We start from the raw sequence: 15,105 nt of genomic DNA, 5'->3' as shown, positions 1-15,105 counted from the left end.
GGACGTCATGTTTTTATTTAATTATCGCTATCGCCTCAAATGCATCTTTAACGACCGGCAATTGATGTTCTGGACTTTTCTTTTTCCGGTTCTATTAGCCACCTTGTTCAACCTGGCCTTTTCCAACCTTTCTAATGCCGAGGAATTTATTAAGGTCAATGTTGCCGTGGTCCAGAGCCAGGAACTTGATCAGAACCCGGCTTTTACCGAGGCTATAAACGGAAATGATGAATTGTTCGTCGTTCAGTATACGACCCGAGACGAAGCCGATACCCTGCTCAATGATAATCAGATCGACGGCTATGTCGTTTTCGATCCAGAACTGGGCCTGGTGGTGAACCGATCTGGACTTAACCAAACAATTATTCGAGAATTCCTGAATGATTTCTTACAATCATCGGCCACCATCACCACCATTATCACCGAGAACCCCGCCGCCCTGAATAACGGCATTCTGACTGGCGTTTCCAGTCGCACCGAATACCTGCGTGCTGTTTCTGCCAGCCAATCCAATCCGGACCCGGTGGTCAATTATTTCTATACGCTAATTGCGATGACCTGTTTATATGGCGGGTTCCTGGGCGTAAAGGAAGTGGTCGCGATTCAGGCTGATCTTTCGGCCGTGGGTGCCCGGGTCAATCTGGCCCCCACCAATAAACTGACCGTCTTTCTTTCTTCAATGCTGGCCGCCACCTCCGTTTTATTGCTGGAACTTCTGCTTCTGCTGGCCTTTCTGACTGGGGTACTGGGCATCAGTTTTGGCAATCAGCTTTTCTATATCGCCCTGACCTGTGTGGTGGGAAGCCTCACCGGGGTAAGCTTTGGTGCCTGTATTGCGGCTATCATTAAAAAAGGGGAGGGTGTCATTGTCGGTATTCTGATTGGGTCCACCATGACCATGTCCTTTCTGGCCGGAATGATGTCCAGTGATATCAAGTATCTGGTAATGACCAAGGTGCCGATTCTTAGTTACCTCAACCCGGCCAGCCTGATCACTGACAGCTTTTATGCCCTGTATTACTACAATACCCATACCCAGTTTTTTACGAACCTCCTGCTGTTGGGCGCTTTTACACTGCTCTTTAGCACCATTACGTATTTAGTTTTAAGGAGACAGAAATATGCAAGTTTATAAAGCTTTTTTCAAAGTAATCAAGAAAAACCGCGGCCTGCTCCTGATCTATCTGGTGGTTTTTATGGTCCTGGCATTGTTGTTGACCAACACCTATAACCCGCCTCAGGACACCGATTTTTCCAAGGTTAAGGTCAATATCGCCTTTATCAATGATGATAATGATTCTTTGCTGGTGGCCGGACTCAAAACTTATTTGAGTGAAAATGCCAATCTGGTGGATCTTCCCGATGAACCCCAAAAACTCCAGGATGCGCTTTTTTTTAGGCAGGTGGAATACATCCTTCGGGTTCCTGATGGATTTACCGAAGCAATGCTCAGTGGTCGGGAGGTCCAGTTGGAAAAAACAATCGTACCGGACTCCACCAGCAATGTCTACATGGATCTGTTGATCAATAAATACTTGAACACCGCCCAAACCTACATCACCTACATGCCCGGCCTCAGCCAGGCTGAGCTGACCCAATACCTGGACAAGGATCTGGCCGAACAAAGCCAAGTGACGATGATCAGCAACGGCAGCCACTCCGCCAATGCTGAAAAATCCGGATACTATTTTAATTATTTGTCCTATTCAATGTTTGCTATTCTGATTCTGGGCGTCTGCTCAGTAATGCTGGTTTTTAATAATACCGATCTCAAACGGCGCAATCTCTGTTCACCGATAAGATCAGCCAATATGAATTTCCAGATGATTCTGGGCAACCTCAGCTTTGCCATCTTAACCTGGCTTGTTCTGATCTCAGCCAGCTTTGTCATGTATGGCAGCTTCATGTTTACTGCCAACGGCCTGCTGCTACTCTTAAACTCCTTTGTCTTCACCCTGGCCGCTTTAAGTATCAGCTATTTAATCGCAAATCTGGTCAAAAGCCGGGGCGCGATGTCAGCCGTCGCCAATGTCTTTGCCCTTGGCACCAGCTTTATCAGCGGCGTCTTTGTCCCTCAAGAACTACTAGGCGCCAATGTCCTGACCATTGCCAGTTTTACTCCCACCTACTGGTATATCAAAGCCAATAACGAAATCGCCGCAGCGGTCAGTTTCAATGCTAACAATCTCCAGTCGATTTTTACCAGTATGGTGCTGGTGCTGGCCTTTGGGGTGGCGGTGCTGGGCGTGACGCTGGTACTGATTAAACAGAGAAGAGTGGAAGGCTGAGTAGTATGGTTGGGTTTTAGAACAAGGCTCATCATTTGATTTAATACATATAAGAACAGGACTGGGACAACGTTGATTTTGTCCCGGTCCTGTTCATAATTAAAGATTTTTTGTTAGAGGAAAGATCACCTCCCGCACAGAAATAGTAGCTGCTGGTGTCAAGTTTTTAAAAAAGCAAAGTCTATTTCTTAAGGAGGTGTCACATTTTTATACATAAATAGTATAATTACTTGCCTATCTTACTTAAACCCTCTATAATATAGGTGAGGTGATTCCAATGCTAACACTTACTCAAATTAAATCCAAATTTAAACCCAACACGCCCATTTTTTTATCGGATCTGGAAAATAAAAACAAAATTTCCAGCGATGTGCTGAGAAAATCCTTCTCTAGGATGACTAAGACTGGAGAGCTCAGACGGTTTCAAAAGGGTATTTACTATATCCCTGAAAAAACCATCTTTGGTAAATCGTCACTCAATCCTGCTGATGTGATCCGTCGAAAATACCTCAGCGATGACAAAAATCAGTATGGCGTTTTGACAGGTCTGGCTTTGCTGAATAAATGGGGGCTGACCACTCAAGTTCCCAACGTCATTGAAATTTCCACAAACAATGAAACTAACCGCAAGCGACAGGTTCAAATCGGCGGTCAACCGGTGATTCTAAGACGTTCCCGAACTCCCATCACTAATGAAAATGTAACCCTCATTGAATTTCTCGAAGCCCTTTCGAGCATTGATTTAAACAACGTCGAACAGATTGATAATTTGCGTACCTACCTCAAAAGCCAAAATTTTTCTCGGTCCCTGCTCGATCAGGTGCTCATCGCCTATCCAAAACGAATTTATCAAAAATTGGTTGAAAGTGGGATGATTTATGATTTTGCATAAGGATGAAGTCAATTTCAGAGAGAGTATTTTAAGAACCAGTGTATATTTTAAGATTGCACCAGATATTATTGTTAAGGATTATTTTGTTACGCTTTTTTTAAGAACGCTGAAAACAAATTTACCAAATTTTATTTTTAAAGGCGGAACCTCTTTATCTAAGTGTTACAAAGCAATCAATCGATTTTCAGAAGATATTGACCTTTCATATTATCCGATTAATAATGGAAAGGTAACACAAAGTACAATCAAAGAAACAAACCGAAAAATTAGACAGACGATAGAAGATCTTGGATTTGAGTATTTAAATGCTGTTGATTTCAAGTCCGAGCGCAAATTTCAGAGCTTTCTCGTTCAGTATACCTATCAGGAAAACCATACTGTTGTTAGAGATCCGTGTCATTGAAAATACACTCCTCACCCTGGCTTTTCCTGTACAGGAATTAAAAATCAATTCCTTGGTCGCTAATTATCTTCAGGCACAACAATTTCCAGAAATTATCAAGACCTATCATTTAGAACCCTTCCCAGTTTACGTTCAGGATATTGGACGTACCTTTATTGATAAGGTCTTCGCCGTCTGTGATTATTACATTGAAAATAATCCTACAGAACATTCAAGGCATCTCTATGATATATCGATGATCATTGACAGACTGGATGATCTGGAATCCCTTGTCCCACTGATTGCTGAAGTCCGGATTGAACGTCACAACAATTCCAGTTGCCATTCAGCCGACAAAGATCTAAATGGCATACTAAATCAAATTATTGAGGAATACTTTTACCGGAGAGATTATGAAAAAATCACATCGCAATTATTATATGACCCGGTAGCCTATGATGATGTCATTCTGACTTTAAGAAAAATAATCGAATCCCGGCTATTTGCCATTGATTGCTAATTTTAGGAAGATTGACAACGATTATCGATAGCACGATGGGATCATTTACGCTGCTTGCATCTGCAGCAGCTGAATTCCCAGTTTTTGAGCCTCCTGGCTCAGGGTTTCAAGAATCCGATTGTAGCTGGCATCTATCCCATCCCTTAATTCTTGGACCCGATTATCCTGGTTGCTGGAGGACAGGAAAAAGACGGCAAAAGGAATCAGGCCCACCACCAGATTGGCCAGTAATTCACAGACCACATCGACCCGATCCCGGGAAAAATCAAAATCCATAAGCCGGTCCCATTCCGGCTTGCCAGTACGCTCTCCAGCCAGGGCATTCAGCTGGTCGACAAGCTGGCAATAATAGGTAATGGCCTCAGCCATTTTTTCCTCGCCATATTGGCTGATGGCACCATAAACCATCTCAACCGAGCGGCCGGCATAATCATTGATCCGGTTCACTGTGCTCAGTGATGAGGCATTAAAAATCGTCGCCGTTTCCTCGATATAGTCATACACATCGTTCCGCCAGCTTTCCATTAACAGCTGAGCATGGATCAGGACATTCCCCGGCACCTTGAGACAGATTGATTGCCACAGGTTTTTACGAATATTATGGATGACATCCTCCAACCCAAACGGCTCGGACTCAAGCCCGCCCAGCAGTTTTTTTGAGACTGAACAGGCTCGGACAATATTGCGCTTCTCAATACCCAGATCCTCAAGAATGGCTTCCATCTGATGTATAGCACCATCCACATTGGGGAGATCGCAATGGGTCAACACCGTCATCACCCGGTTACCCTGATCAATCAGTTCCCGGATAATGGCTTTTTCGAACCCTTCAATCTGGGCTGACTTGGCCGAAAAAACATAAATAATGGTGTGAAACCACTCAGCAATGTGCTCACAGTCATGGCGTTCTACCTCCGTCACAATCAAATCTTTCCAGCGCTTAGACTGATTGGCTTCAAGCCCCCAGGTGTCATAAATGTTGATGGTAAAGGCCATCCCACAGTCGTAGGCATGCTGATAAAGTCCTTCTGTTGTCACCGGCCGACCGGTTGCCGTCTTTTCCTGCTCCAACCCGAAAATATAGTTTAACAGGCTGCTTTTGCCAACCCCAGTGGCGCCGCACAAAAGAATATTAGAAGTAACCACCTGATTCTTGATTTTTTCATATTCGGCTTCATAGTCAAAGGTATCTGCCTTAGATTCGATTTCCATTTCATTTCCTCCCTTGCTGTTCGCATTTTTTTATCATCGTCAGCTGACTTATTCTTCTGATTCTTTCGCTTCGTCCTCATCTGATACCGCCGCTTCATCACTTTTCCCGCCAAAAATTAGGGATGCTACCAACACAACCACCCCAATGATCAGCAATGGAATGCCCAGATAGACAAATACAGTGACCCAGAACAGCAGACAGAAAAAGAAAATCATCGCCCAAAACGACAGAATCTTCATCCCCAGATCCAGGGTATTTTCACCCCAGATCATTACCTTCAATAATCCGCAGATCTTAAAGGATGAAACCAGACTGATAATCAGAATAATGATGTAGAAAATTGTTTGCATGTTGCACCTCCAAATAATTTCTTTTAGCCAGCCCCACCAGTTGCACATGCAGCACCCGTATAGGTTTGGCAGGGATACGTTTCCGCCCGCTGCTGGCTTGAGATTATTATATGATAGGTGGGTGGACAGAAATTGGGTAGGTGGTGAAGATTTGAAATGTTTTTGAGGATTTTGGGGAATTTAAAAACCGCCGAAGCGGTTTTAATACTGAAGGGGTTAATAATTCACACTTTATAAAATACCCACTTACTCATATAGTGAAGATAAAAATTCAGAAAAACTATTTGAGATTTTTTCAGTCGTATTTGTTTCATGAAGCCACAATACCATCTCTTTGTTCAGCGTATCATAACAGATATAGTTTCCAGATGGATCAGAAAAAATTGGAATTAGCTCACTTTTCTCTTTTTTCAAAACATCAAAAATAGTGTAAATTGTTTCTAAGTCTTCCGGATTGAAGGATAGTAGACTTTTTACGACACGTCCTTTAGAACACTCTGTATCAAACCCTTTTCTGTTTGGCCTTCCTCCGTTATTTATCTTTATGCACTCCACAATATCAGTTGGTATTTTGATATCATTCTCATCTTCAAACAACTCAACGGCATTTTTATTCTCTAATTCCTTCACATATTTCCATGTTAAATCATTCATTTCTTTCTCCTTTATCGCTTTTCACTTCCGCCGCCCCAAATGGACTTGCCCCCTGTATGACCAGTTTTTGCATGTACTGTGGAATCTACAAGCTGCATTTTCCCCTTTTCAGCATCATGATGCCAAGTATAACCATCCGGTGTTTCTCCATCCATGATTTGTTCCAATTGTTCTTTCGAAAATTTTGAACCAAATTCAGGGTTTTTTTCAATTTTTTCTTTTAATTGTTTGTTGCATTCATTAAATTGGTCTTTATCAGATGCCTCATTAAGCTCTGATGGTAGTTGAGCATCGAAATCACTGTCGAATTTTGGCACAACAACGTCTATTATTTCCCCATTGTTATTTTCAACAGATTTTTTTTCGAAAGGTACGTTTGTTTCCGGATGTTCCTTCCCCTCTAATTCTTGATTACGGGTGGGAAAATTGTTAGTGTTAATATTTTTTTCAGTATCTTCATTCAAAAAATTTTTTTCACTTATCTTACTTTCACCGAACTGCAGTGGTTTATCAAGCACTTTAATATCCTGTTTTGTTGCAGGCACCTCTTTTGCTAATTCACTGAGTTTGCTTTCAGCCATGCTTTTTCCGATTCCACCAGCAAATTCCATCATAGACGCATCCCTCCATTCTCCACATGTTCCCGCCATTTTGCATAAACGCCGAAATCCGTTTCATGATTTCTTATTATATTTCTCAACATACAGTGACAGGTTTCTAAAAGCACCTGTTCATTATTCTCATCAATTCTGTGATTGATCAGATCAATCATCGTCTTAGTCAATTCCTGATAATCGTTTGACTCCATAACCCCCTTGCCAACGTGAAGATCACTGTCAAGAATTTCCGAGACACAACGAGATAGATCCCTAAATTTTTCTGTTGTCCAAATCTCCAGTGAACCTGTATTCTTAAACTCGCCCGTCAATTGTTTTATTAATCGCTTGTGGCTGGCCGCTAGGTTTGAATTGATTAAATACTGGTCAATATAGTCAAGATCCGGTTCGATTTTCTCGGGAATACGGCCGTGTACTAAAAATTTGATAATTTCTGTTCTTAGTTTTTTTTCATTTGATCCATCACGTTGTAGTTGTTCTTCAAACATATACTGTTTATTACTCAATGTCTGATGTTTATTGACTTTACATAAAACCGGTTCCAACCAGTCATTCTGATAAACGGCGGCAACCCCGGTTGGCAGTTTCGCTAGTTCTTTGATCTGATCATCATTTAGCGAAGCCGCTTTTCCAACTAAATCCCGATCTGAAAAGTCTGGTAATCGTAAAATTATTTTCGTATTGGTATTACGAATTACTGACATATCCATTAATCCAGGTGATTGATCGGCGATAATAAAGCCTTCACCGTAGGTTCGCATTTCAGCAATGCTGTTCGCCAGCATTTCCACTGATTTACCGAGCAGATTTGAACCTTCACTACTTTGCTCAGTAGATGTTCGTTTCAATAAATGGTGGGCTTCTTCCAGAACCGTCACATGCTTGAGATCAGCGTTCATGCCACCCTGTGCCAATCGGTGTTCCTGCAAGCGCATAACCAAAATTCCCATAACAAGGGCCTTGGTTTCCATCGATCCGACACGGCTCAAATCAACAATCGTATTGCTATCAAACAATAATTGATTTTCAATTTCATCGCAACCAAAAATCCGACCATTTATGCCATTGGTTAATGACTTGATCCGTGTCGCCAATGACCCAATATAATTTCCTTTCAGTTCTTCCGAATAAGCAGACTCGCCAATAACCTGATTAAGTTCCAGCAGCATATCTGCAAAATTTGGAAATAACGCTTCTGCCGTTTCGTTTTCCGAAAGATCGAGATCCCATCCCGCTGCAACATAAGCCCGTTCGACCGATTCTTTTAACACAGCGGGCATTGCTGCATACATCGGCCAACAGACATTAAAAATTTCAATTAGCTTGTCGATGTGCTCCAGAACATGAATCTCTTTGGGGAATTTGAACGGATTGATTTTCAATAAAGGCATTATCTTGGGATTGGTACCATAAACATTAACATCCTCCTTATTCCCAAAAACATGCTTATATTCGCCTTTTGCCGGTTCGATGACTAAAAAATGAATATCGTTTTTTTGCAGTTTATTTAATATACCGTAGATTGTGTTTGATTTGCCTGAACCCGTTGAACCGGTAATAAAGGTGTGCATCCCCAAACTATTGAGATCCAATTGAATTGTAGTATCATCCGAGGTTTTCCCCATGTGATGAACCTTGCCCAATTTGATAGACTGCTCCGGTTCTTGTGATTCAGATAACCGCTGAATGCTTCTCCCGAAGGGAACACACTCAATAACCGGAAGACCGATAATTGACTTTTTGGGCAATCCGATACACAATGCCAGTTCTTCTGCACTGATCAGCGAAGCTGGTGACACATAGGTCTCTGTTAAATAGTGCTCCGTAAAATTTGGATGGGTAAAGCGTTTTAAGTAATTAAGTACCGCCCCGCTCTTATTCTTATTCCAGGTATTAATATGGGCTGTTTGCAGATACGATGTATCCCCTTTCAGTAATGCATTATACGCACTGGCAACCCGTTTATTATCGCCAAGTTCTTTTGTTATCACGTAAGTTGCATAATTAAACGCACCATAACTTTCACAAAGATTTAATCGCTCGATTTGCTGATCGATGTTTTTCAGCATATTATCGGCCTTTTTATTGATCATTGAAATCTGTAGCGAACGCCCCTTTGTCTCAGTTGTTCCAGAAGAAAAACCAGTAATATCGGCGATCACATCACTGACACCACTATTATAGGTCACCCCAAAACTGTCACTCGTATTTCCTGTTTCTGATAAAGTGTCGGAAGAGTTTTTGCCTTTACTTACTGCAACACCACCTGCGACACCTACAAAAAAACCAGCTGTTGCAGTTCCAGTAAGCGACTCGCCTTCAGTGTGAGCTTTGCTCCAGCCTTTTGAAATCGTACTGTTTTGAGTATCACTGACACTAGTATTGATCGCCTTTGAAACACTGTTTGAAGTCGAATCGGTGAGACTTAAACCCTCACTCTCATTGAAATTCAATTCTGATTTTAAAAACGGGAATATTTGAGTATAAAGATTTTCCAAACTATTTTCGCACTGATTCAGTTGATCAGGTTCAACTGAATCTGCAATGGTCAAAAGGGTATACTGGATCCCGGCCAAAGAATCAACCATGTTTTCAATTCCCTGAATATAGGTTGCATTGTTCTGTTCCTCTTCATTTCGCAGCGAAGGAATACCTGACACTGCCGATACCACGGAACGCTCATTAAAAATATCTTCAAAAAGTTCTGCCATCTCATCGGCACCGATATTCTTCATCTCCGATCCCGGCAGATTGCCACAAAAAGATCCACTTAAGAATTTGCCCATGTTCGACGTGTCCTGTTGCGACTTATTCACTGTTCCCATGTATAGGTCGACATTGCAACCATCGCTGGTAATGATCGTTACAACGGTACTGTTGATTGTATAAAGGCCATTGAGGATCGTCGAAAGTTTATCTAAAAATAGCTCATCTTTGTTATAAACCAGTTTTGAAATTTTATACAAACGGGTAAACTTGCATACTTCAGCAATAATTCCCAGTTCATTCGGCAACTCTGCAATCTCATAGCTTTCCAGTTTCGCTAAATAGTTCTTCGTTATGATTTCATTTGCCAAAATAAATGATCGGGACAGATCATGATAATCTCTAACATCTAATTCATTTATCATTATTGCTGCCTATCCTTTATCGTATTGTATACCTGGCTATTTTTTTTATTGGCTTTTTCCACTTTTATCTGTAGCTCAACTTTTTTTTGAATACTGATCGCAAGACTAACTACTTGATAGTCAGAACAATTGCTACCACTGCTAACAGAGCTAAACCTGCCAGAATTAACACCAGGCCCCCGGAGATTTTCTTTTTCTTCGGAGACCTTCGCTGCTCCCCCACGGGTATTGTGCCCTTTTGTTGTACAACTGCTTTTCTTTCGCTCGATTTAGCAACCGGTACAGTGACCTCTTTTTTATTTTCAGCACTTTCATTTTGTGAATATAAATGTTTTCCTAGAACACGAATGTCTTCAATCCGTTCAGAGCAAAAATTATTTTCAAGTGCGAAAACTGCATCAGCAAAAGTATCTTCATTTATTTCTTTGCATATTAGTTGTCCATTTTGCGAGAGCCGTTTATATTGAGATTCATCGCATTTTTCAATCAGTTGCTCATAAACATCCGAATAACTTGTTTTAATATATTTAAGCATCTCCATCAGTCGACCATCTGATAAGGTTCGATCGGTATAAACCATCACACTCAGATCGCTTGCTACTTTTTTAACCTCTTTCTTTTCCAAATGCTCTCTTAAATACTCGTTTACTTCAAAATTATTCATCTCATTCCTCCTAAAAACTTAGTATTTCTTTTAGCTGTTGGCTAATACTATCAATATAACTTATTTTCCATTGATTCGCTTCCAAGTCCTTTTCTTTTTCTTCCTTTTTCATATTTAAATTGTTATTGATCTCATCATTAATTTCATTTAGGGTCACATTCACAACCTTCTCAGCTTCGTCCATATTATTTTTGAAATACTCATTAAGCCGTCGCACTTCATTTTCAGCCCGTTTAAATACCTGCTCAATCTGCTCATTCAATTCGGTCTTCCACCCCATTATAGCAGTCTCAACCGTTTTATAAACATTAACAAATTCCCCGTCACTGACCATTTTACTTTTCTCAATACGCTTAGGCTCCCAGAATTTAAAAAAACCGACAAAACCTGAACGCTCGGGATTACTTACTGTATAATACTCTTTATGCTTTTTTTCTTTGGTATTGGCCTTTATCAAACTGTTAAGATCCTTGACATCACAGTTTTTAAAGCTGACAATTTTTTCGAAATTGAAGTTATTGATTTTAATACTATTCTTGAATTCATCCATAAACACTCTGAATTCTTTCAGCATCTCGTTCCCTCTCGCCACAATTTCAGTTTCGATTTGATTCGAGAGTTTTCTTTCTAATTCAACCAGATATTTTTCCTGCTTTTGGGCAAACTCTTTAAAAATCCGATCACTTGCCTCTTTCTTAATTTCAGTTTTACCATTGTATTCATCTGTCATACGTGCCAGATCTCTGTTGATTTCGCCTTTTACCTGACTTGAATTCATATCAAATTTAAAGGAGCCAATTTTCCCCTCAATTGTTGTTTTTTTATTCTTTAATTCATTAACTTTGCTTCTGCTGTTTTCAATATCCGTTCTTACCTGCTCAAGCAAAGCCGTGTTTTCCTGGATTTCCTTATGAAATTTACTTTTCATTTCTTCCTGATCAATAATCTCAATCAATTCCTTCACTGCATCATTAATTTTCATCGGATAGGCATACTTTTCCAGGTATTCCTCAACTGTTTCTTCCAATGCCGGTATCCCGGTGTGAATAAGTGCCTCATAATCCAAATCTTCTTTATCTCGGGCTTCTTCAATCCGAATTTTTATATTATCCCTGCCTTTTGGTGACAAGGAAGCAAACTGTTCAAAGCTTAACAATCGCTGGAACATGCGATCCTCTGAATCTTCACTCTCAAAATTTTCAATCCAGTTCGAAACTTCTTTTTTATCTCTTCGGGTTATTTTTTCACCCCGTTTATCCATCCGGATCAGTTTTGCAATTTCGGCTGTAACTGGGAACAAATTCGGATAATGAACGCCCTTCTTGACAAGATAATTTTTTGTCGTTTGAATGACATTTTCAACTGTATCATCTTCGTCTTCTGGATCGAGGTCATCACATTTATTAATTACGAAAAGAAAGCGATCTTCAGCTTGTTTGCCATCTTTCTGCATTACTTCGGCAATCGACTGGAGTAACTCGTTATTGTCATCTGATTGTATTGTTTCTGGGCTCATCACGTATATGACCATGGTATTTTCATCTGAATGAATAATCTCCTTCGTCAATTTTTCATGATCATCGTTTGTTGAATTATTAGGACCTGGTGTATCTACTAAAAATAACGTCATTTTATCCGACTCAATTCCTGGAATTGGGCCAATTAAATCAATCTGCTTAATCTCTGTATCGGCGTTGAAATTTTCCAACGCTTCCAGAGCAACATCTTTACTTTCAGAAACCAGCTTTCCATTTTTATCAAAGCACTTGACGTCGAAGGTTTCCATTTGCTCATGATCTTTGATCGTTGTGATTGTTGCGGTACAGGCAGCCGTATTTGAAGGCAACAAGTCACGACCTAACAGGGCGTTGATTAAAGTTGACTTCCCACTGCTCATGGTTGCTATGACACAAACTTTAAAGTCTGCTTTTTTTGCATTTTCATAAGAATTCTGTATCGAATCTAATTGGTCTTTGGACAAAACTTCTCTTGCTTTTAAATTAATATTTTTGATGACCTCATCCAATTGTGTCATAATATTCTGATCATTACTTGATAATTCCGGTTCACTTAAGGTAATTTTTTTTGTGCACTCCTGTTGCAGATAAAGACTAAGATCCTCATAATCCACCGCTCGACCTTTAAATTTTACTGCTATACTGCCATTATTGGTCAATTCTAGAAGTTCATTACACAGTCCATTCCAGTCGCCATTTTTATTCAACCATTGTTGGAGCCTTTTTTCTTTGATCCGTGAAAAACGACTATCCTCTGTTAATCGCACACCATCCAAGAAAAACTCCGATCGTAATTCATAAGGGTTGTAGTTAATTCTAAATTCCATATTGTTACACCTCAATTCAATTTTTATACATTACTGAAAAATCGGATGATTTTGCTTTTGTGCATATATCAATAATTCTTCAGCATTTTTCGCAATTATTTCATCACTTATCATCTGACTAAAATTTTCTATTTTCTCACTAAGCTCGACTATTGGATTCAGCTGATGTTGAATCTTCATCTTCAAACTTTTGGGCATCCAGATGATGCGCGATAAATCTTTTTCATCAAGATTTTTAAATTCTGATTCTTTCAGTATTTTGTATTTGAATCCTTCTGAACCAAAATACTTTAAGCCTTTATCCCGCATTTTCATTAATTTTAAACTACTTATTCCTATTGGATTTATATCACAATATTTTTTGTTAATCATAATCAGGCCTTTAGAATTTAGCATTTCTATAATTAAATACTCTAAGGGATCGCAAAAACCAAAGAGCTGATTTACATACAACCGATCAATCCTACTTTTCCCATCGGTCAGTTTTTTTCTCTGATCATGGATCTTACATATTTCTTGAGCATAATTGTCCTCTCCTGTTTTCGCAATATATTCAGCTCTCTTAAACACTTCATTTCCATGCTTAACCAATTTTAATTTCTCATCAAAATAATGAGCAATTGCTTCCGCTAAAACCGGAAATTTTAAATATGTATCCACACATGTGATAAAATCATTGATTTTCGCTGGATAAACCGACTTCGCCAGGTATTCTTCAATTGATTCTTCTAACGCCGGTACCCCCGTATGAATCAGACCTTCGACAATAGTATTTTTTTCATTTCTCGCAGTTTTTAATCGCCTGGTAATCGTCTGTCGTGCTTCCGGGGTTAGTGAAGCAAACTGTTCAAAACTCTTAAGTCGTTGATACTCTTGATCCTCAGGCGTGCTGCTTTCAAAAATTTCCAGCCAGTCATCAATTTCATTTCTATCCTTTCTGGTTAATTTCTCCCCCCGCTGATTCATCCGGATCAGTTTAGCAATTTCAGCCGTAACTGGATAAATATTTGGTTCGTCAATTCCAATTTTTTTAAGATAAGCCTTTGCGGTTTCCAGAACATTTTCGATGGTATCATCTTCATCTTCCGGATCTAGATTATCGCATTTATTGATTACAAATAAGAACCGCTCTTCAGCTTTTTTCCCTGCTTTATTCATTGTTTCAGCAATTGTTTGAAGCAATTCATCGTTATCGTCAGACTGTATGGTTTCAGGACTCATTACGTAAATGACCATTGCATAGTCATCTGATTCAATCATTTCGAAAGTTAGTTTTTCATGGTCATCATTGGTCGAATTGTTTGGCCCAGGCGTGTCGATCAGATGTAAGTTAAACCTTGATGTCGAAATTCCCGGGATGGGGCCTTCTAAATCGATGATTTTTATCGCCTCATTTTCATTATATAATTCCAGTTCTTCCAGAGTTACATCCCTTTTCTCAATAAAAAGTTTCCCTTTCTGATCAAAGCACCATACATCAAAAAACTCCATCTCATCATTATCGGTCAAGGTAGTGATGGTTGCCGTGCAGGCCGCCGTATTTGAGGGCAGTAAATCGCGTCCCAGCATCGCATTGATCAAGGTAGACTTCCCGCTGCTCATGGTGGCAATCACGCAAATTTTAAATTTATTGCTGTTGATTTTTTCGAATTCATCCGCAAGATCACGAGATAGCTTGTCGTTCTTCTCCAACTTATTGATAAATCCCGATATTTCATTCATCAACATATTTTCATCTTCAATTAGAATAGGGTCAATCAATGAGATTTGTTCGCCTTGATATTTTTTAAAGTTTGACACAAATTCCTTGTAATCAATCATTCTTCCCCAAAATTCCAAATAAAGTCTTTCATCAATAAATTTCTGTTCCAATTCTTCAAAAATGCCCTGCCATCCAGATGTAACTTCAAACCAATTCTGATTTTTTTTGTTGCAGATATATTTAAGAATGCTGTCATTTTTCACTTCATTTCCATTGTATACTATTTGATTTTTTTTAATATACGGATTATAGATAATTGTTACTATCATTGATACCTCACACAATCTG

General features: G+C 39.7%; 13 protein-coding genes. 5 read left to right on the top strand and 8 right to left on the bottom strand.

Features of this window, described 5'->3' with window-relative positions; genetic code table 11:
- The first annotated feature begins 7 nt into the window (after nt 1-7).
- The 5 genes from DOZ58_RS14470 (at nt 8) to DOZ58_RS19110 (ending at nt 4,082) form a co-directional block, all read left to right on the top strand.
- Nucleotides 8-1,135, top strand: coding sequence for an ABC transporter permease (locus DOZ58_RS14470; protein WP_111888941.1), 1,128 nt, complete (start codon nt 8-10; stop codon nt 1,133-1,135).
- Nucleotides 1,122-2,288: an ABC transporter permease gene (locus DOZ58_RS14465; protein WP_111888940.1), complete on the top strand. Its 1,167-nt coding sequence runs from the start codon at nt 1,122-1,124 to the stop codon at nt 2,286-2,288. The genes DOZ58_RS14470 and DOZ58_RS14465 overlap by 14 nt, the downstream gene beginning before the upstream one ends.
- Before the next feature lie 277 nt (nt 2,289-2,565).
- Nucleotides 2,566-3,180 (top strand): DUF6088 family protein, encoded by a 615-nt coding sequence (locus DOZ58_RS14460; protein ID WP_111888939.1) that lies wholly within the window; start codon nt 2,566-2,568, stop codon nt 3,178-3,180.
- A complete protein-coding gene (locus DOZ58_RS19115; protein ID WP_111888938.1) occupies nt 3,167-3,583 on the top strand; it encodes a nucleotidyl transferase AbiEii/AbiGii toxin family protein in 417 nt (138 codons plus the stop codon). The genes DOZ58_RS14460 and DOZ58_RS19115 overlap by 14 nt, the downstream gene beginning before the upstream one ends.
- Entirely contained in the window at nt 3,561-4,082 is a 522-nt protein-coding gene (locus DOZ58_RS19110) for a nucleotidyl transferase AbiEii/AbiGii toxin family protein (protein ID WP_162624538.1), read from the top strand. Before DOZ58_RS19115 ends, DOZ58_RS19110 begins: the two co-directional genes overlap by 23 nt.
- 45 nt (nt 4,083-4,127) lie before the next feature.
- On the opposite strand, the gene DOZ58_RS14445 is transcribed toward DOZ58_RS19110, so the two are convergent.
- From DOZ58_RS14445 to DOZ58_RS14410, 8 genes are all read right to left on the bottom strand, one after another.
- Entirely contained in the window at nt 4,128-5,294 is a 1,167-nt protein-coding gene (locus DOZ58_RS14445) for a GTPase domain-containing protein (protein ID WP_111888936.1), read from the bottom strand.
- 48 nt (nt 5,295-5,342) lie between these two features.
- Complete coding sequence (locus DOZ58_RS14440) at nt 5,343-5,645, bottom strand: hypothetical protein (protein WP_111888935.1); 303 nt, start codon at nt 5,643-5,645, stop codon at nt 5,343-5,345.
- A 246-nt stretch (nt 5,646-5,891) separates the two neighbouring features.
- Nucleotides 5,892-6,299, bottom strand: coding sequence for an SMI1/KNR4 family protein (locus DOZ58_RS14435; RefSeq protein ID WP_111888934.1), 408 nt, complete (start codon nt 6,297-6,299; stop codon nt 5,892-5,894).
- Nucleotides 6,300-6,310: 11 nt separating this feature from the next.
- Nucleotides 6,311-6,913 carry an HNH endonuclease gene (locus DOZ58_RS14430; protein ID WP_162624537.1) on the bottom strand — a complete coding sequence of 201 codons (603 nt, stop codon included), beginning with the start codon at nt 6,911-6,913 and terminating at the stop codon, nt 6,311-6,313.
- Nucleotides 6,910-10,047 (bottom strand): helicase HerA domain-containing protein, encoded by a 3,138-nt coding sequence (locus tag DOZ58_RS14425; RefSeq protein WP_111888932.1) that lies wholly within the window; start codon nt 10,045-10,047, stop codon nt 6,910-6,912. Before DOZ58_RS14425 ends, DOZ58_RS14430 begins: the two co-directional genes overlap by 4 nt.
- Nucleotides 10,048-10,156: 109 nt before the next feature.
- Nucleotides 10,157-10,711: a hypothetical protein gene (locus tag DOZ58_RS14420; RefSeq protein WP_111888931.1), complete on the bottom strand. Its 555-nt coding sequence runs from the start codon at nt 10,709-10,711 to the stop codon at nt 10,157-10,159.
- 10 nt (nt 10,712-10,721) lie between these two features.
- Nucleotides 10,722-13,055 (bottom strand): dynamin family protein, encoded by a 2,334-nt coding sequence (locus DOZ58_RS14415; protein WP_111888930.1) that lies wholly within the window; start codon nt 13,053-13,055, stop codon nt 10,722-10,724.
- A 30-nt stretch (nt 13,056-13,085) separates the two neighbouring features.
- Entirely contained in the window at nt 13,086-15,086 is a 2,001-nt protein-coding gene (locus DOZ58_RS14410) for a dynamin family protein (RefSeq protein ID WP_111888929.1), read from the bottom strand.
- Nucleotides 15,087-15,105 lie beyond the last annotated feature (19 nt).

It is taken from the genome of Acetobacterium sp. KB-1 (genome assembly GCF_003260995.1).
GTDB lineage: Bacteria > Bacillota > Clostridia > Eubacteriales > Eubacteriaceae > Acetobacterium > Acetobacterium carbinolicum.
Note: the sequence above shows the minus strand (reverse complement) of the source record. Positions and strands in the feature narration are given on the sequence as shown.

Excerpts from the sequence above, each read along its gene's own strand:
- DOZ58_RS19115 (WP_111888938.1), top strand. The coding sequence starts at position 3,167 with ATGATTTTGCATAAGGATGAAGTCAATTTCAGAGAGAGTATTTTAAGA.
- DOZ58_RS14445 (WP_111888936.1), bottom strand. The coding sequence starts at position 5,294 with ATGGAAATCGAATCTAAGGCAGATACCTTTGACTATGAAGCCGAATAT.
- DOZ58_RS14465 (WP_111888940.1), top strand. The coding sequence starts at position 1,122 with ATGCAAGTTTATAAAGCTTTTTTCAAAGTAATCAAGAAAAACCGCGGC.
- DOZ58_RS14460 (WP_111888939.1), top strand. The coding sequence starts at position 2,566 with ATGCTAACACTTACTCAAATTAAATCCAAATTTAAACCCAACACGCCC.
- DOZ58_RS14415 (WP_111888930.1), bottom strand. The coding sequence starts at position 13,055 with ATGGAATTTAGAATTAACTACAACCCTTATGAATTACGATCGGAGTTT.
- DOZ58_RS14425 (WP_111888932.1), bottom strand. The coding sequence starts at position 10,047 with ATGATAAATGAATTAGATGTTAGAGATTATCATGATCTGTCCCGATCA.
- DOZ58_RS14440 (WP_111888935.1), bottom strand. The coding sequence starts at position 5,645 with ATGCAAACAATTTTCTACATCATTATTCTGATTATCAGTCTGGTTTCA.
- DOZ58_RS14435 (WP_111888934.1), bottom strand. The coding sequence starts at position 6,299 with ATGAATGATTTAACATGGAAATATGTGAAGGAATTAGAGAATAAAAAT.
- DOZ58_RS14470 (WP_111888941.1), top strand. The coding sequence starts at position 8 with ATGTTTTTATTTAATTATCGCTATCGCCTCAAATGCATCTTTAACGAC.
- DOZ58_RS14410 (WP_111888929.1), bottom strand. The coding sequence starts at position 15,086 with ATGATAGTAACAATTATCTATAATCCGTATATTAAAAAAAATCAAATA.
- DOZ58_RS14420 (WP_111888931.1), bottom strand. The coding sequence starts at position 10,711 with ATGAATAATTTTGAAGTAAACGAGTATTTAAGAGAGCATTTGGAAAAG.
- DOZ58_RS14430 (WP_162624537.1), bottom strand. The coding sequence starts at position 6,913 with ATGATGGAATTTGCTGGTGGAATCGGAAAAAGCATGGCTGAAAGCAAA.